This window comes from Neolewinella aurantiaca (assembly GCF_008014675.1).
Lineage (GTDB): Bacteria > Bacteroidota > Bacteroidia > Chitinophagales > Saprospiraceae > Neolewinella > Neolewinella aurantiaca.
On record NZ_VOXD01000056.1, the window covers coordinates 1 to 18,533 of the forward strand.

12 protein-coding genes are annotated in these 18,533 nt (G+C 53.3%); 7 read left to right on the forward strand and 5 right to left on the reverse strand.

Features of this window, described 5'->3' with window-relative positions; all coding sequences use genetic code 11:
• Positions 1 to 213: 213 nt before the first annotated feature.
• Entirely contained in the window at positions 214 to 1,719 is a 1,506-nt protein-coding gene (locus tag FUA23_RS21410; protein WP_147932825.1) for a sulfatase, read from the reverse strand.
• Between the two features lie 299 nt (positions 1,720 to 2,018).
• On the opposite strand from FUA23_RS21410, the gene FUA23_RS21415 reads away from it, so the two are divergent.
• From FUA23_RS21415 to FUA23_RS21435, 5 genes are all read left to right on the forward strand, one after another.
• Positions 2,019 to 2,714 carry a DUF2490 domain-containing protein gene (locus FUA23_RS21415; RefSeq protein WP_147932826.1) on the forward strand — a complete coding sequence of 232 codons (696 nt, stop codon included), beginning with the start codon at positions 2,019 to 2,021 and terminating at the stop codon, positions 2,712 to 2,714.
• Positions 2,715 to 3,374: 660 nt separating this feature from the next.
• Complete coding sequence (locus FUA23_RS21420) at positions 3,375 to 6,425, forward strand: SusC/RagA family TonB-linked outer membrane protein (RefSeq protein ID WP_147932827.1); 3,051 nt, start codon at positions 3,375 to 3,377, stop codon at positions 6,423 to 6,425.
• A gap of 41 nt (positions 6,426 to 6,466) precedes the next feature.
• Positions 6,467 to 7,966, forward strand: coding sequence for a RagB/SusD family nutrient uptake outer membrane protein (locus tag FUA23_RS21425; RefSeq protein WP_147932828.1), 1,500 nt, complete (start codon positions 6,467 to 6,469; stop codon positions 7,964 to 7,966).
• A gap of 307 nt (positions 7,967 to 8,273) precedes the next feature.
• On the forward strand, positions 8,274 to 9,767 hold the full coding sequence (locus tag FUA23_RS21430; RefSeq protein WP_147932829.1) for a sulfatase-like hydrolase/transferase: 1,494 nt from the start codon (positions 8,274 to 8,276) through the stop codon (positions 9,765 to 9,767).
• A gap of 17 nt (positions 9,768 to 9,784) precedes the next feature.
• Complete coding sequence (locus FUA23_RS21435) at positions 9,785 to 11,197, forward strand: sulfatase family protein (protein ID WP_147932830.1); 1,413 nt, start codon at positions 9,785 to 9,787, stop codon at positions 11,195 to 11,197.
• A gap of 17 nt (positions 11,198 to 11,214) precedes the next feature.
• Here FUA23_RS21435 and FUA23_RS21440 read toward each other — a convergent pair whose 3' ends face one another.
• Complete coding sequence (locus FUA23_RS21440) at positions 11,215 to 12,903, reverse strand: sulfatase-like hydrolase/transferase (RefSeq protein ID WP_147932831.1); 1,689 nt, start codon at positions 12,901 to 12,903, stop codon at positions 11,215 to 11,217.
• Positions 12,904 to 13,810: 907 nt separating this feature from the next.
• Here FUA23_RS21440 and FUA23_RS21445 point away from each other — a divergent pair.
• The gene (locus FUA23_RS21445) at positions 13,811 to 14,989 is read left to right on the forward strand and encodes a T9SS type A sorting domain-containing protein (RefSeq protein ID WP_147932832.1); all 1,179 of its coding nucleotides are present in this window, start codon (positions 13,811 to 13,813) and stop codon (positions 14,987 to 14,989) included.
• Between the two features lie 453 nt (positions 14,990 to 15,442).
• On the opposite strand, the gene FUA23_RS21450 is transcribed toward FUA23_RS21445, so the two are convergent.
• From FUA23_RS21450 to FUA23_RS22485, 3 genes are all read right to left on the reverse strand, one after another.
• Entirely contained in the window at positions 15,443 to 16,408 is a 966-nt protein-coding gene (locus FUA23_RS21450; protein WP_147932833.1) for an endonuclease/exonuclease/phosphatase family protein, read from the reverse strand.
• 394 nt (positions 16,409 to 16,802) lie between these two features.
• On the reverse strand, positions 16,803 to 17,522 hold the full coding sequence (locus FUA23_RS21455; RefSeq protein ID WP_187271179.1) for a T9SS type A sorting domain-containing protein: 720 nt from the start codon (positions 17,520 to 17,522) through the stop codon (positions 16,803 to 16,805).
• A gap of 296 nt (positions 17,523 to 17,818) precedes the next feature.
• Complete coding sequence (locus FUA23_RS22485) at positions 17,819 to 17,980, reverse strand: hypothetical protein (RefSeq protein ID WP_222707076.1); 162 nt, start codon at positions 17,978 to 17,980, stop codon at positions 17,819 to 17,821.
• A 14-nt stretch (positions 17,981 to 17,994) separates the two neighbouring features.
• Here FUA23_RS22485 and FUA23_RS21460 point away from each other — a divergent pair, with 14 nt between their 5' ends.
• Positions 17,995 to 18,447 carry a transposase gene (locus tag FUA23_RS21460; RefSeq protein ID WP_147932835.1) on the forward strand — a complete coding sequence of 151 codons (453 nt, stop codon included), beginning with the start codon at positions 17,995 to 17,997 and terminating at the stop codon, positions 18,445 to 18,447.
• Positions 18,448 to 18,533 lie beyond the last annotated feature (86 nt).

Sequence of the window (18,533 nt, forward strand, 5' to 3'; positions counted from 1 at the left end):
TGAGTACCGGTACGCACCAGCCACAGAATGGCGTCAAGTACATCCCGGAGTTGATGTTTTGTCTTGCGGTTGATTGGTAGATAATCTTTAACTTCGTTCCACTGGCTGTCAGTCAACCGAGTCCACTGCTTGGTCATATTTGTAGTGTTTAGCGACTTACAAGATACGACTGACAGCCTTTATATCTAAATTTTCATAATTTTAGACACGCTCTTAATAACTGGGGTACTTGTTCATTGGGAAGGCCTTCGTTGTTCCCATCGGGCTCTTGGAGCCCGGAACGTAAGTGGGGTTGATCACCGGAACCATTCCGCCAATTTCGGCGACGTGATCATCGATCAACCGGCCAAGGCGGGCCACTACTTTTGGGTATAGGGCTGCCACATCGTTCATTTCCGTCGGGTCTTCGCCAAGGTTGTAGAGGCGGTAGGCAGGTTGACGGTTCTCGCCTTCTCCGTATTCCTTGATGCATTTGAAATCGCCGGACCATGCGGCCGTTGAAGGCAGGTTGTCGGGGGCAACGACGTAGTGCGGGAAATGGCTGAAAATGGCTTCACGCTTCAGGGGTTTGTTGTCGGTAAGGAGCGGCAGCAGGCTCACTCCATCCAATTGCTGGGCTGGGTTGCCGGCGGTGGCGGTCGCTTCCAGAAAAGTAGGGTAGAAGTCGATACTCTGGATCAACTCGTCCGAAACGGTGCCGGGGTCGATCTGTCCCGGCCAGGCGATGATGGCGGGGACGCGAATGCCTCCTTCGTGGATGTTGCCCTTGCCGTGGCGCAGGGGATAGTTATTGGTCGGGAACTCCCCGTCGATGGTGTTGTACATATTACCGCCGTTGTCGCTGAAGAAAACGATCAGGGTATTGTCCATCAGGTCGAGTTCTTCGAGCTTGTCGAGCAGCATGCCGAGGCTTTGGTCTACTTTTTCCATCATGCCGCCCATGATCGGGGCGTTTTGCTTTCCGCGCGGATCGGTTTTAGCGGTGTACTTATCGATCAATTCCTGCGGTGCCTGGAAAGGGGCGTGAACACCAAACTGCCAGAAATTAAGGAAGAAAGGTTCGTCCTTGTGCGCTTCCAGAAAGTCCATCGCTTCGTAGGTGATGCGGTCGGTAATGTATTCTTTTGGCTCTCCGTTGGGCAGGTTGGGGATTCGGTACGGAGAGAAGAAGCTGGGAGGGCCGGGGTGCATCATACCGCCAATGTTGACGTCGAACCCCTGCTCTTCGGGCCAGTAGCCTTTTTGGCCCAGGTGCCATTTACCGATGTGGGCGGTGGTGTAGCCATTGGTTTTAAGTGCTTCTGCGATGGTGAATTCCTCCAGCGGGAAAAAAGTGCGGACACCCTGTTGTACTACTTTCTGCCACGGGGCACCTTTGGTGCGGGTCAGGTCTTCGTTCGGGTTGGGCGGCAGGTGCCCGGCGGGCGTTGTCATCCCGAAGCGGCCGGGGTGTTTGCCACTCAGGATGCTGGCGCGGGTGGGGGAGCAGAGCGGATTAGCGGCGTAGGCGCGGGTGAACTGCATGCCCATTTTGGCCAGCCGCTCCATATTAGGCGTTTCGTAGTATTCGCTGCCGTTCAGGCTGGTATCCATCCAGCCCATGTCATCGACGAGGAACATTATGATGTTGGGTTTCTGCGTCGGTTTTTCGGGGGCGCGGACGCAGGTGCAAAGGAATAACCCCACGAAGAGCAGGGTGGGGTAATGGAACTTAGGCATGGATCGATTGTTTTGTTGCACTCAAGTTAGCGTCGCTGTCGTCGCTCAGGCATCCTGTACTTTCGGGCCCGGCCCTTGCGGAAGGCGGGCGCTGGATGGATCGATTGCGGTGCGTCCCCCAGTCTTTCAACTTTTCTTTGCACCTGCGGCCCCGCCTTCTGTTGTCTGCTTGTGTCTCCCCATTGAAACGAAGAAGAAGGCTTAGAATGGGAGCAGACGAACAAAACAGCATGCTATGAATTCTAAATGGGGAAAGGGCGCTCATGCCCTCAGTATTTCGATCATCAAGCAACCTGAGCATGTCAAAAATTTTTACACTTTTCATCGCCCTTCTTCTCAGTACTCCTCTTGCGGCGCAGACCGGCCCGGACGAGGACCAACTCGGGATGTGGTACATGTTGTTCTTCAACAAATCTTTTGGCGATGGCCCCTTTGGCATCCAGGGCGATCTTCAGTACCGGGCCTGGGATGCGGGCGGCGATATGGAGCAATTGCTCCTCCGTGGCGGTTTGACTTTCCGCCCCGACGATGCCAACGCCCTGTTCACCCTCGGCTACGGGAATGTTACTTCCGGCGCCTTTGGCGACAGCGACGCAACCAGCAGTGAGAGCCGGATTTACCAGGAAGCTCTCCTGCCGCACAAACTCAGCAACCGGTTTCGGCTGACGCATCGCTTCCGCTACGAGCAACGCTGGGTTGAGAACCAGGATTTCCGTACCCGCTACCGTTATAACATCTTCGTAAACGTTCTGCTCAACGCTACGGAGATGGAGAAAAGCACCCTCTACCTGGCGCTCTACAACGAACTCTTCATCAACGGCCAAACCGACATCGGCGACGGCCGCACAGTGGAGCGCTTCGACCGCAACCGCACTTATCTGGGACTCGGTTACGCGCTGTCTGATGACCACCGCGTTCAGGCCGGTTGGATGCGCCAGACCACCGACAACTGGGCCAAATCGCAGGGGCAACTCAGCCTGCATTCACGGTTCTAAGCACTTTCGGCTCGCAAGCAGGGCCGGCTGGTGATCAGGCAGCGCTTTTGCGCAACAACCGGCCGCCTGAGCCGTAATTCTGCGACGCAAAAGGTACGATTGACCACAAGGGAGAAGGTTAAGGCGCTGATTACCGATGGGGTAGTATCAGCCTGATAGTTGTGCCCGGCCCACCGGGAACCAGCGACGGTTAAAGGCTGTGCTAAGCGCCCCGGGGAACAGCAAAAAATTACCGTTCAGTAACTCCGGTACCGGAGCGAGGGAGCGTAACGCCAAAAGAGTATCAGGGGGTAAGAAGGCTATATCGGAAGGCAAAAGGATTGAAACGTACTACGGGTGGTAATTCGACCGAAATGACCATCGTGCCACAATAAGGAGTAGATATGATCTGCTAGTATGAGACAAGTCGAATCAACAACCGTGTCTTTTTTACACGGTTGCCTTGCTAAGAACGGAAATAACTTTGGCGGATCTATCCTGCTCTGTCCGGCAGTTTGACCATAAATGTGGTTAAATAAACTATTAGAAAAAAAAGTGTGGGAATCTTCCGTTGTTGCAGGGAAGTACAGGATGGGGTGGCTTTAACCCCGGCTTAATATTGAGGTAGAAAGGGAATAATTGTTCCTGTTGAATTTTATGTCAATCTGCAAAACCTAGAAAATGAAACTATTCTATCATGTCTGCCTTATTGGCCTGCTGTTGCTCTCTGCGGCCGGCCTGCGGGCACAAAACACAACCATAAGTGGCACCCTCACTGCTCCGGACGGGACTCCCCTGATTGGGGCCACTGTTCAGCAAGAAGGAACCTCGTCGGGTACCGTCGCTGATCTTGACGGGAATTACAGCGTAACTGTTTCCGGCCCCGATGCTACGTTGATCTTTACTTACACCGGCTATAAAACTGTCCGGGAAATAGTTGGTAATCGCACCACTATCAATTTGGTGCTCGCCGAAGACGCCGAGACCCTGGACCAGATCGTAGTGGTGGGGTATGGCTCCCAGAAACGGTCGGACATCACCGGCTCCGTAAGTTCGGTGAGCTCCGAGGATCTGGAGAAAGCCGTTTTCACGAGCGTGGACCAGTTGCTACAAGGGCGTAGTGCCGGTGTTCAGGTAACGAGCTCTTCCGGCGAGCCGGGAAGCGGTGCTACCATCCGGATTCGCGGAAATAACTCTATTTCGGGTAACAACGGACCTCTTTACGTGGTGGATGGCATCCCGATTGCCGGCAGCCCGAACTTCAACCCGCAGGACATTGCGAACATTGAGGTCCTGAAAGATGCCTCGGCTACGGCTATTTACGGTTCACGGGGTGCCAACGGGGTGATCCTGGTGACTACCAAACGGGGAGAAAGCGGTAAAACGCGGATCGACGTCAGCCACAATACGACTTACTCCGAAGTGATCAATACTTACGAGATGCTCAACGGGCAGCAGTACGCAGAGTTCCGTAACGAGGCCAACCGGGACCTCGGCCAGCCGGAGCCATTCCCCAATCCGGCCGAATTTGCCGGGCAGGGGTTCAACTGGCAGGATGAAATACTGGAGACCGGCCAGCGCAGCGAAACAGGCATAAGCCTGAGCGGTGGCAGCGAAAACGTCCGGTTCTTTGTTTCGGGGAATTACCTTTCTGATAACGGAATAGTAAAGGGCTCCAGCTACAACCGGGGAACCATAAGGGCCAACCTCGATATGGATGGGCTCAACGATAAACTGCTAGTGAAAGTGAACTTCAACGCTGCTCATAGCCAAAACCAGCGTGCGATCACCAGCTCACGCGGATTCCCCGCCAGTGCAGGGCCGATCTTTAATGCGTTGACGAGTGAGCCGATCGTGCCGAGCCTGACCTATTCCGGATTTACCGGCGAAGGAAACCAGTTCTATAATCCCTATCTGGAAGTGACAGAACAGGATGACCGCCAGTTTCTGACCGACCTGGTCGCCAGCACCGAAGCAACCTACAAAATCACCGATCGCCTTTCCTACACCTTCAATGGAGGCGTTAACTTCACTTTGAACAACCGCGATATCTTCACTCCGAAAACGGTAGGAACGGGCATCAATGCCAACGGCCAGGCCAGCAACAGCAGAGGCCAGGGATATGACTACATCGTAAGCAATTACCTCACCTATGATGACATCTTCAGAGGTTCGGATCATGCCCTGACGGCGGTTACGGGACTGGAATACAGCGAGTTCAATAACTATTCTTCCAGTTCCAGCACGAGTAACTTCGACATCGAAACCCTTGGCTCAGACAACATCGGCATTGGTACGGGAGACGTGAGTGTTGGTTCCGGCCGGAGTCTTGCCGTGCTTCAGTCCGGTTTCCTGCGGGCCAATTACGCCTTTAAAGACCGCTACCTGCTTACCGCAACCATCCGGGCTGATGGCTCAAGCCGCTTCGCAGAAAATGAAAAGTGGGGTTACTTCCCTTCTGCCGCCTTTGGATGGCGGGTTTCTGAAGAAAGCTTCATGGCGGATAACAGCACGATCGACAATTTGAAACTTCGTTTCTCCATCGGGGAGACCGGCAGCCAATCGATCGGTTCTTACCAGTCGCTGGCGCGCTACGGGACAGCGACCTATGGTGTGGGTGGCATCGAGACCCTCGCTTACATTCCGGCAAGCGTTGCCAACCCTAACCTGAAGTGGGAGACTACCCGCCAGATTGATTTAGGCCTTGACCTTGGGCTCTTCAAAAACCGCCTCGAGTTCATTTTTGACTACTTCAAGAAAACCACCGTCGACTTGCTGCAAAGCATTTCCATCCCGAGCCAATCTGGTTTTGGTGGTGCGCTGGTCAACTTCGGCAGCATCAGCAACGAAGGCGTCGAACTGGCCATCAACGCAACACCCATTGCTACCAGCGACTTCAGCTGGAATACGGGTTTCAACATCACGACGTACAAGACCAAAGTCATCGAACTGGGTGGAGACGAAGAAATCTTCGGTCCCGGCCTTGGTGTGAATGTATTCGGCAACGGGCATATCTTCCGCCCCGGAGACGAATACGGTCTGTTGTACGGCTTCAATGCCATTGGGTTGATTCAGGAAAGTGATTTCGACGGTGACGGTAACATCACCGTTCCGATCCGGAACAACGACAGCCGCCTCGGCGCCTGGAAGTTCGAGGACATCACCGGCCCCAACGGGGTACCCGATGGCATAATCACAAACCTGGACCGTAAGGTGATCGGTAACCCCAATCCAGACTTTCTTTGGGGCTGGAACAACGACCTGAACTACAAGAATTTCAACCTCAATTTCTTCGTACAGGCCAGCGTCGGAAACGACGTCTACAACACCATCGGGACGGCGGTCAATTCCGGCTTCAACAACAATGAAGCTTATAAAAACCAAACCGTAGACTGGTACGAAAACCGCTGGACCCCGGAAAACCCGACCAACGATATCCGCTACCCGAGCATCAACAGCAGCTCGCCTCCGGTAGCCAACTACATGGTAGAGGACGGTAGCTACATCCGCCTTAAAAACATCTCTCTACGTTACACCCTTCCTCTGGCCAACTCGGTGCTGAGCAGCGTGCAACTGTACCTGACTGGTACTAACCTGATTACAATTACGGACTACTCCGGTTTCGACCCCGAAGTAAGCTCTCTGGGAGGCAACAGCCTCGCTCCTGGTGTCGACCTGGGCGTTTATCCCCGGCAGAAAGGATACACTTTTGGCGCAAACGTCAAATTTTGATGTACCCCTTCTCCAAATCGATCATCTCCAAATAAAGAACCATGTATAAGTATAAACTCTTAACCATTTTAGCGGCCTTTTTTGCTTTTACTGCGTGTGAAAGCCTCGAAGAAGTCCCGTATTCCAGCCTTTCGGTAGATAACCTTTACCAGAACGAGGCCGACGTAGATGCAGCACTTTACGGTGTGTACAGCACCCATAATGTAAGCAACCACGACTTGTGGTACTTTCTGGCCACTTCGGGGCCCAGCGAAAGTGTGGTCGTGCGCCTCAAAGGAGACGGCAACCAGGGGCGCCTGTCATCATTGAGCTTTACCGCTACCGATGCCCACGGTGTATGGTGGCCCAATTTTTACCGCATGATCAACCGGGCCAATGCAGTAATGGCCAACGTCAGCAAAGCCGGTCTCGATCCTGCCCTGGAGGAGGAAAAGACAGCCGAAGCACGCTTTCTGCGCGCCTTTGCCTATTTCCACCTCGTGAAGTGGTTCGGTGACGTGCCGCTGCACCTGGAAGAAACGACAGACTTCTCCGACGAATCGGTCAAGAAACCCCGTGCTCCCATGGAAGAGGTCTACGCCGTAATTATCGATGATTTGCAGTACGCCGAAACGCGCCTTCCCGCTTCATACATCAGCGCTGAGCAGGGCCGTGCGACCTCGGGGGCAGCCAAAAGCCTGCTTGGTAAAGTCTACCTCAACATGGCGGGCAAGCCGCTGGAGCTGACCGCCAATTACGCCCTGGCTTCGCAGAAGTTCGCAGAAGTCATCAACTCCGGTTCCTACGCTTTGCAGAGCAATTTCGGTGATGTGTTCAGCATCGACAATGAGTTCAACGACGAGTTAATTTTCGTTCGTCCCAACATACGGGAAACGGGAGTCGGAACGGTACTTACCTTCTTTGCCGGTGTACCTCAGTCGCCGTTCGCGAACCGCAACGGACAGTACCAGTTCGGATTCACGGAATACTTCTACAACTCTTTTAACCCGGAGGATACCCGCCGCGACGAAACATTGCTCTATTCTTACGTAGATGCGTTGGGGCGTGAGGTCACATTCAACTCGCCTGATAACCCCGCATTGCCCTTTGGCGGTTACGGTGGTAATAAAGGCATCGGGTTTGGTAAACTGAAGGACCCGTTCAATGACATAAGTGCCTTTGCGCATACCAACGACATCATCTTCATCCGTTACGCCGATGTACTGCTCATGCACGCCGAGGCGCTCAACGAACAGGGCCAGACTACCGAGGCCCTGCCTTTCCTGAACCAGGTGCGTTCGCGCGCCGGACTCGAGAATGTTTCCACTACCGATCAGGCTGAACTCCGCGACATCATCAAGCAGGAGCGTAAGTGGGAACTCGCAGGCGAATACGTCGAGTACGGAGATCTGCAGCGTTGGGGCGATATCGAAGCCAGCCTGTTCCTGAACGAAGACGCTGCGGTCTTCAACACCGTATATTCTCCGGCCATCGAGCTACTCCCCATCCCGCAGGGACAGATCGAGACCAACGAAAACCTCACGCAAAACCCAGGCTATTAGGAGCCAGCCAATGCACAGCCAAGCTGTGCATTGTTAAGAATGTTTTCCTGATACTAGTACCTTAACAAGCAGATTCTTGCACCTCATCCGCGGCATCTTTTCGTACCTGACGTCGTTGAAAAAATACTTCCGTAGCTAAGGCTATGCAAGCATTTGTTCGCCTGGTCAGCTACAAAAATCCACCAGCGCCTGAGGTGCAGAAATCTACTTGACAAGGTACTAGTGTTGGCAATGCCCTATAGGAGCAAAGCCTCAGGGCGGAGGCAATTGCCTCCGCTCTTTTCAAATTCAAAATTATCAATGTACTATGCCTCGCTTACTACCCCTGCTTCTTTTAACGCTTCTTTGCACCTGCGACCGCGCCCCGTCGACGAATGAGGAGAAAGAAGAACGACTTCCTAACCTCCTCATCGTATTGTCCGATCAGCACAGCTACGATATGTTGGGTTGCTACGGGAACGATCAGATCATTACGCCGCACCTCGATGAGTTCGCCAGCGAGGGCGTTCGCTTTACGCACGCGTTCGCCAACCAACCCGTATGCACGCCGTACCGGGGAATGATCATGAGCGGAATGCATCCGCTTAAGAACGGAGCCTTCATCAACGACGCGCCTCTGCTGCCGAATAAGACGAAACTACTACCGCAATTACTCAAGGAGAAAGGCTACCAGACCGCTTACATCGGTAAGTGGCACCTGCTGGGCGGAGAGCGCAACCGGCCGGTTCCAAGGGGGGAGTTACGCTACGGATTCGATCATGTGGTTACCAATAATTGCCATGTCGATTTCCGTCCCGGAAAAGCCTTTTTCTGGAACGAAAACGATGAAAAGGAATACTTCGATCAGTGGGAAATTTATGGTCAGACCGATCAGGCTATTGAATACCTGGATACTATCGACCAAAGTAAACCGTTCGCCCTCGTAGTGAGCTGGCACCCGCCCCACGACTGGGGGAAATTTAAAGGAGAAGACGGGAAAATGCACTATCGCTACGACACCGATGAGAAAATGATGGTACTCTACGACCGCGACACCCTGGAACTGCGCCCCGGCGCAGAACGCTCGCCAGACCGGCTGCACATGTACCACGGTTATATGGCTTCCACCACCGGTGTGGATATGTCGTTCGGTCGCCTGATGGATAAGCTCAAAGAAAAGGGAATGGAAGAAAACACGCTAACCATATTCAGCGCCGACCACGGAGATATGCTGGAGAGTCATCACGCGATTCTGCCAAAGCAATACCCGCATGATTACTCCAACCGAATCCCGTTTATGGTACGCTACCCGGCAAAATTGAAACCGGGACAAACGACCGATCTGCTCTTCGGAGCCCTCGACATCATGCCAACGGTTCTGGGCCTAATGGGCATCGCGCCGGAAGACGAATACGATGGTAAAAACCTGGCTGAAGAGATTCTGGCGGGGACGCAGGATGCAGTGGATGTTCTCCCGATATGGCTTTACAAGCGCGGTGTTGCGAAGAACAACAACTGGCGCGGCGTTATTACCCCGGACTGGACCTTCGCGATGGGTAAAGGCGTAGACTCGCTGGAAATTACCAATGTCCTCTTCGACCGGAATGAAGACCCCGCTCAGTTGAACAATCTTTTCCACGACCCCGCTTTCGCCGAAGTGAAGGAAGAACTGCGCAACAAAACCTTCGCCTGGATGAGGACCTACAACGACCAGTTCTGGGGCATAGAGGACTTTCTCCGTGTACGGCCTGAAAAAACGTGGATGTACAACTACGAAAAGAGCCCCTACGAACTGTTCGCTGAAGAGCAGGGCAGACGTTAAAAAAAAACAGACCCATAATGCATAAGCTTTTGCTACTTTTGCTCTGCCTTCTGGCGGGGCTGACCTCCTGTACGAAACCTACTCGTCGGGCTGCCGAAACCGCAGACTCCCGCCCCAACCTGATCCTGATCGTCGCCGACGATCACGGTAAAGATGCCCTGGGGTGCTACGGAAACCCGGTGGTCCGAACACCCAATCTCGATGCGCTGGCCGCGACGGGGACCAGGTACGACCGTGCATTTTGTACTACTTCAAGTTGCTCGGCCAGCCGGTCGGTGATTCTGTCGGGGCTGCACAACCACCGGAATGGTCAGTTTGGGCACGAGCACGGCTTTCATCACTTCCTCTCTTACGACACGGTACGTTCGTTGCCGGTAATGCTGGAAGAGGTGGGTTACCGCACCGCACACGTCGGTAAATTTCACGTCGGGCCAGAATCGGTTTATCACTTTCAGGACCGGTTTAAGGCAAATACCCGCAGCCCCATTGAGATGATTGATGCTACCCGGCCACTAATGGAGGGAAAGGAACCTTTCTTCCTTTACATCGCCTTCAGTGACCCGCACCGTGACGGGAAATTCAGGGAAGCCCTGCCTCATGCCCCGGATGGCTTCGGGAATATCCCCCAGGGCTACCCCGGAATCAGGGAAGTCACCTATGACCCCGACGATGTTTTGGTCCCTGACTACCTGCCGGAGACGCCGGAAACCCGGGCGGAACTGGCTCAGTATTACCAATCGGTCCCCCGCCTTGATCAGGGGGTCGGCCACCTCGCCGAACAACTAAAGGCTACGGGGCGGTACGAGAATACAACGATTGCGTACATCTCCGACAACGGAGCGGCGTTCCCCGGCGCGAAAACGACGCTCTACGAACCGGGCATGCAACTGCCCTGCATCGTGAAGGAAGCAGGACAAACGACAGGAAAGGTCTCGCGTCAGCTGGTTAGCTGGACGGATATTGTGCCAACCTTCCTTTCCGCCGCAGGAGTTGATTACGGGCAGGATTACTTCCACGGTAGCGACATAGTAAGCCGTGATACTACGGGAGAGCAAACCGTCTTTGCCAGCCATACCTTTCACGAAATAACCATGTACTACCCCATGCGGGTAGCCCGTGGTGAACGGTACAAACTGATCGTCAATTTCGCCTCCGGCCTGCCGTATCCCTTCGCCAGCGACCTTTACGAATCAAAGACCTGGCAGAGCGTGCTTAGCCGGAACCTGACGAAACTGGGAACCAAAGAGATTGAGCATTTCATTCACCGCCCCCGTTTTGAATTGTACGATGTTGTCGATGATCCCGAAGAAACCAACAACCTGGCGTCCGATCCCGCATTCGCGGGTGTGCTGGAGAAGATGACCGGTCAGGTACGTAATTTTCAGGATGAGGCTGGTGATCCGTGGATCGTGAAGTGGGCTTACGAATAGGCCCACTTCACGAAATTTTACTTCACCAAATTCTGAAAGGGCACTTCCCTGACTTCCAGCTCAGGCTTGTAGTCCGGGTTAAGCACGGGCCAGTAACGTCGGTCCACATTCTCTTCTAACCAGTTCATTAGTTTGGCGAAGAGTGCTTCTGTAAGCTCCGGATCAGCGGTAGCGAGATCATTCTTCTCGTAGGGGTCTTTGGCGATGTCGTAGAGGTGGAGCCGGCCGTGCCAGTCGAAAATCAGCTTGTCGTCCCCAATGCGCACGGCGGAGTGCGGGGTGAGCGCGTAGCCATCGTAAGGGCTATTGTAAATCACATTGAAAGGGTAGTGCCAGTAGCGCTCGTTTTTGTCGTAGGTGCCGTCGTGTGTATTGGTAACCAGGGGGAGAAGGCTTTGTCCGTCCAGGTCTTCCTGTTCGATGATCCTGCGGGCGTTGTACCCGGCTGCGGCGACAATGGTGGGGTAAATATCTGTATAGTCCACCGCTTGCTCGATCCAACCGGAGTTGGTTTGTCCCGCCGCCCGGATAATCAGCGGAACGCGGATTCCTCCTTCGGTCAGGCAGGCTTTCCCGCCCAGAAACGGGGCGTTGTCTGTCCCATCTCCTTTCGGGGTGATCTTGCGGTCGATGCCGCCGTTGTCGGACATAAAGATGATTGTGGTATTTTGGTCCAGCCCGGAGCGCTTGAGCTGATCCATGATGGCTCCAACAGACCTGTCGAGCCCCTTTAACATCGAGGCGTAAACGGGGTCGTTGTGGCCGTTGTTGCCTCTGTTTGCCTTGCCGGAAAAGTATTCGGTTTCTTCCTTAATTCCCTGATAGGGAGAGTGTACGGCAAAGTGAGAGAAGTAAAGGAAGAAGGGTTTTCCGTTTTTGTCGGCAGCTCTCTCCTCCAGGTAGTTGATGGCTTGCTGCGTCAGGTCATCGGTAAGGTAATTCTGGCCGGTGGAGTCTCCGGCATCGCCGATGGCCCACTCGGACTGCGGAATTTCGGGATAGCGGGTCTTGCTTTTATTGTTCCATCCCCTGCGCCAGTTGTAGTACGCGGAGCCTCCGGCATCGAACCAGGCAAGCGGCTCAAAGCCCTGGTCTGCGGGTTGGTGCCCGGCGGCTCCGAAACCGCCGATGTGCCATTTGCCGATGAAAGCAGATTGGTGATCGGGCAGCGCTTCGGCTAAGCTGAGAATATCGCGGCCCTCATCTTCCGGAGCATTGGCGGGGAGTGCGGAGTTAGAGGTGCCGTTGTCCCACGCGCGCTCGGTTTCGATGTTGTCGCGATGATCGAGGACATCATGGGCGTAATAGCCTTCAGGAACCGGCAGCGCCTGGTTGTAATACGTTTCCCGTAAAGGCATCGCAGTCATGAAGCCGAGGCGGGGAGCATACTTACCGCTCAGGATGCCCGCACGAGTAGGGGAGCAGAGCTGGGTGGCGTAAGCCTGGCTGAACGAGACTCCTTCGGCCATTAATCGGTTCAGGTTGGGGGTTTCATAAAAGGTCTCCGTCGGTTTACTGTTGGTGAACCTCGCCGCGTACCCCTGGGCATCGGTAATGCCGAAGTCGTCGGCGAGAATGAAGACGATATTAGTCTTTTGACCTGTTGGCTCATTGGCTTCCGTACTGTTTTGGGCGGGGCCGCAGGTGCAAAGGAAGGGTAGGAGCGCAAGGCAGGTCGCCGTACGGAGTAGGTTAGATTTGAGCATGGGGCTAAACTAAGGGACTCTAATGGAGAGTTGCATCCGGTAGCTACCTGCTCGTGAAAATAAAGATCAGGATCGTATGCCTGTTAGAATAGCCATGCCCTGCACCGGCGCCCCGCCCCTTGTAGCCAATGCGTCCGGTAACCAATAAACAACATTCTCCGTACCATTGAACGGAGGCGGATAAGGTCTGACCGCTGAAAACACAAGGCTTTTGCCGGAGAGGAAATTCTCAGAGTGGGGTTTCGACTATTTTACGCGCTTTTTTTATTGTATAACCCAAAGGAAACGCTCGCCACCATCAATGCGGAGCAGGCGAGTCCGTAAAGCAGACCACTGGCCAGGAACAGGAGAATGTGGTGAATCCGCCGGGGTCCGTACACACAAGACTTCTTCGTCTTTGGTGGAACGTTCCGTATGACCGTTTGTGAAAAACGCCTGGTAAAAGTGAGCATCGGGGGACTTGCTTTGAGTGATGCTCCAAAGATGCTGCGGGTAGGAGGCAGGGGAGATGCAAAATCGAACCAGGAAATAGTTCAATCGAACCAGGCCAGCGTTTATGCGGGTTTGGGGCGGGGCCGCGGGTGCAGCGAGAGCTCTTTGAAGGGCAGTGCCTGCTCCACCCTGCACTTTGTAAGCTGTCTTTGCTCCTGCGTTCGCGCCACCTGAGACCCCACTGGTTCAAATTAACTACTTACTGGTTCAATATTACTATCGGAGTGGTCTCCCGCCACCGCACTTTTGCAACAGACGAAAGAACAAAACAACAGTGCTCCGTCAGGTCGATTATGACAATAGTTGCCTGACGGGTACCAGACTTGAACAACACCTTCGGGAAGAGCAGGTAGAATGAACCCTGCTTACTTCCCTTTTCACTCACCTTTTTCACTCGCCATAATTTCAACCTATCATGTTCAATAATTACCTCTTCCTCGTGCTGCTACTTATCAGCACTACTACGCTCTCCGCCCAGATTACCCTCAACGCCGACAACTACGGCTCGCGGGATAGCGTCTTCTTGCAAGACTCGGTCTTTCTGGATTCTACCTTATTCGCCAGCCCGCCAGTAGGAGGAGCCAACCAGGTCTGGGATTACTCGGATGTCGACATAAACCAGTACTTCGTAAACACCAATGAGCCCGTTGGTGAGGATACCTGCTACGCCGGTGCGAGCTCTATCGGCTACTTTGACACCGACTTTCAGGGTTTTGAATATCTCATAAAAGATTACGAAGGCACTACTGAATCCGGACGCTACAGCCTCGGTCAGAAAGTAGACGAACAAAACTTCTCCCTGTTGCAGGTGACGGGTAACCCGGCGGATACACTCACCTTCCTTTCAGATGCTGGTGTTACCAATTTTCCGCACATTCGGTTTCCTGCAACCTATGGTAGATCTACTGTAGATTCGGTATCGGGTATCGCCCCTTTTAACCTCACGGTGGCGGCTTTTGGTCTCAACCGTACCCCGGGAGCGCAGAATACGCTCACGGTCGTATATCAGGACATCATCGGCTACGGAACAATCATTTTGCCGCAACGGGACGGATCGGTCACCGAACCGCTGGAAGTATTGCTGATGCGGGATTCGACCGTACGTACCGAGACCTATACTCTTGGTGGTGGCCCGGCACCCATGGCGCTGTTGCAGGCCTTCGGTTTGATGGAGGTCAACGTCGCTATCGATGTGGATTACACCTTTCATGTCAAAGGGCTTGGCCGCGCGGTGGCTCGTATGTACGATGTGATCGACAACGGCGTAACAAAGTATCAGATGAGCCTGCGTAGCATTGAACCAGGTACAACTACGGCTGTGCGCAACTATGATCTGCTCGAACTAACGCTCTTTCCCAACCCGGTCAATGCCGGCGGAAGCATCAAGCTGGCCGGCCAGACGGAACTGAACGCAGGAACCATACGACTGCTTGATCTTAACGGGCGGGTAGTAAGCCAAAAGTCCTTTAACAACCATTCCGGTATCGCCCCGGAACTCTCCGTTCCTGCTTCCACCAAGGCCGGACTCTACTTCTACCAGCTCACTAACCTGAATAATCTCCCGGTTGGGATGGGTAAGGTGATGGTGCAGTAATGGTGAATCATTCCACGTCTTGACTTGTTCTGACCGCCTCCACCAGAAGTAAAGAATCTGGACGGAGGCGGTCGGAACCAGTGGGTTGTCAGGCACGCCCAAACCCCACCGCATCTAATGAGATCTAATCGACCTGACAGACCACGGGTGGTAAGAATGTTTGATAACGGTAATTCGGGGTAATTACTGGCAAAAAATCGCCACATTAACCGGGCGCAAACCAGCTTGTCGCTCACCCCCCCTTCCCCGCCAGGGCTAACGCATAGGCTAGTTAAGCCGTGTTAAACCCCCTCCCCAACCCGTGAGCTTCGCTGCTGCCTTCGGCGGTCCCACGGGGGATGGGCCAGTGAAAACGCTACGCGTTTTGGGTTGCAAGCTCTTAGGTGATGACTATGATCTCGAGCTAAAAGTTTAAAATCGAATCCTATGTGTCAGCCTTGGGGGCAGGGTGGCTTAGCGGATGGAGAATTCGGTCCAGAGGGGGTAGTGGTCTGAGACCATCCAGGAGTGCTGGAGTTTGGAGTGGGTGTCGGGGTTCCAGAGTAGGGGGACGAAGTCATAGTTTCCGGCGGCGAGGAGGTCCATGGAGAGTTTTGGTTTACCGTTGGATCCGCTGAACCATGCGATTTGGTCGTAGTATTTGTCCTTGTTGAAGATAGAGCGGGTGACGGAGGGATCCTGGAGGGCCGGGGGGACGTATAGTCCTTCGGCGAGGAAAGTTTGATCGAGGAGGTCTCCGCGTTCATCGATGTTGAAGTCGCCGAGGCAGATTAGGTTTTGGTCGTAGGCGTTGATATCGGTTGCCCAATCGCTGAGCCAGCGGGCGATACCTTTTAGTTCAGCGATGCGGTCTTTGGATTTTTTGCCGTAGATGATGTGGAGGGTAACGAGGATGAAGGTTTTGGATTCGGACCGGAAGCTGACGGCGTAGGGTGAGCGGACGAACTGATCTTTGAGGGTGTTTTCACCGACTTCGGAGAGCCATTCTTTAGGGACGACAATTTCAGACGCGAGGCCTGAGAGGTTAACGCGGCGGGTGTCGAATACATAAGCCATTCGCTCGCCATTGCCGGCGGAGCCGGCGGTGACATCGGTGAGGATGAAGGACCAGTTGGAACCGAGGAGTTTCATCATATCGCGGAATGCGCGAATGTTTGCTTTTACTTCCTGGACGGCGATGACATCGAAGCGGGAGATGATTTCGGTGATGTATTTGAGGGAGGAGAGGTCTCGCCGGGGGGAGTCGTCTTGGCCGGAGGTCCAGATGCGGGAGAGGTCGCCGAAGGCGCGGATGTTCCAGGTAGCGATGAGGAGGTTGCGGCCGATTTTTTTTGCTGGGATGCGGATATCGAGGTTGTCGGATAGTGCCTGGAAGCGTGGTTGTAGTTCTTCGGGTAGGGGGTCGAGGATATTGGGCATGATGTTGAGATTGTTGGGGAGGTAAGATACGGTGTGGGAGCCTGTGGCTGGAGAGGTTGTGCCGCTCGCCGGCTGCCCGAGCTGACTCGTCCTAAAATAGGTTGGTGGTTTACGGGAGCCCCCTAACCCCCAAAGGGGGGATGTTTGTGGTTCCGGACACGATAAACGGGGAGCTGATGTGGCCTGATCCGTGGGACAGAATAGCAGAGCCTTCGTTACGGAATTACTAGGTTGAATCGTCGATTTTTCGTATCTTATGGACGGTATCAGTAAGTTGGAGATGAGGGGGGCAGATCCGATAGGTTTTGACCCCTTTGTTGTTGGGAGTGGCAAATAAAAAGGGCCAAGAATATGTGTCCTTGGCCCTCGGCTTCTTGAAATCGCAGATTGGCTATCAAACGACCAACTTGTGCTGGAGAATGCCTTTCTTAGCAGTGACTTGAATGATGTAAGCCCCCGTAGCTAAGCCGGAGGTATTAAGAGTCGTGTTACTCGCCATTTGCTCGCGGATCAATGAGCCATTAGTGGAGTAGAGCTGAAGACGGCCGCTCTGGAAGGCATCAGGTACGATGACCGTAACCAAATCTGTTGCGGGATTGGGGTATGCTATCAAGCTTTCTTCACCATAGGCGAATTCAACCGTTCGGATTTCAGAGTAGGTGAAAGTGCCGTCAAAGTCGGTTTGGTGGAGGCGGTAATGATTGTTGCCGGCTGCGGGGGTCTGGTGCGCGAAGGTGTAATCCTGAAGCACAGTAGAGTTTCCTGCTCCTGGGATCATGTTGATGTCTGACCAGTTCTGAGTGTCCGTTCTATGCTCTATGTGAAAGGTTGCGTTTTGAGATTCTTGCCCGGTTTGCCAGTAGAGCTTTACCTGTTTTGCTGTTGCCTGAGCGGAAAAACCAATCAGGTTAATTGGGAGAGCGGCTACGACGGTCAGTAATTCATTGGCAACTTGCTCGTTTGATTCTGTTTCAAAGATAATTCTTGACTGCCCCGCAGAGATGGCATTGACCTGAAGCATATAATCACCTGCGAGAAAAACTACACCAAGACCACCTTGGCCTTCTGTAGAATAATCGATTCCGTCGCTACCGGTAGCTATGAGAATAGCCAAGTCGTTACTGGAAGATAGAAGGGTCGGTTCAGCAGCGGTAAAGCAATAGTCAAGGACCTCCCCAGCGGACATTGGTGTGGAGGTGAAGTCTTGAACCAGAGCTTGTAAGTCGGTGTAGGTTTGAGGGCAGGAAGGCTCTGATACTTGGATGGTATATGAATCTTCTATACCCGAAAACCCAAGCTTTCGAAATGCCACCGTTACAGTGCCTACTTCAAAACCTTCAATGGCGATTTCGTGGGGCCCGTCGATGAATACATTGAGGGAATTCGAGCCAGTGTTGTTTGGCCCTGGGTTTAATAGTCAACGACAGTTGATGTTCCGTTGGGGTCTTCCCAGGTAAAGCTGGCAGCGTTTGGTCCTGTGACGGTTTCAATGCTGAACCTGCGGGTCGTTGATATTCCTGATATTTCGAGGGTAGCGGGTACTACATCGCAATGGTGCATCAGGATGGGCAAACTATTTTTTGGATATGTTGATCTTCTATGGCAGTCGTAAGTCTATACAATTAGCTGCTGCTAAAGGATTTAAGCGTTTGTCCAGAGTGCCAAAGGGGAAAGCCGAAGAAATTGCCGCTGCGTTGAAGAGTGGTATTGATATTAAAGACACGCCCGATTTCGTTATCGCAACGATTCAATCAAAGGTACGTCAGATCAAATACCTAAAAGAAGAGATAAAGACTTTGGAAAAGGTGCTTTGCTCTTCGGCTCCCATCAATACTGAACAGGTTGATTTACTTTGTTCTCTCAAAGGTATGGGCCGGGTCACGGCTACTACCTTGTTACTTTTCATTGAGGACTTTAACCGCTTTGAGGATGCTGCTCATATTGCCTCTTTTTTTGGCGTTCAACCGCGAATTAAGAAGAGTGGTGATGGAGCTTATAAGCCTAGGGTGTTCCCTCTGATACGAAATCGTCGAGGCTGATTCTGGCTCAAAAAAGATGTGCTCTCAAACTGTTAGTTTTGGGTTACGAAGCACAAAACACAGATGAGAGCACGCCTCAAAGCTAA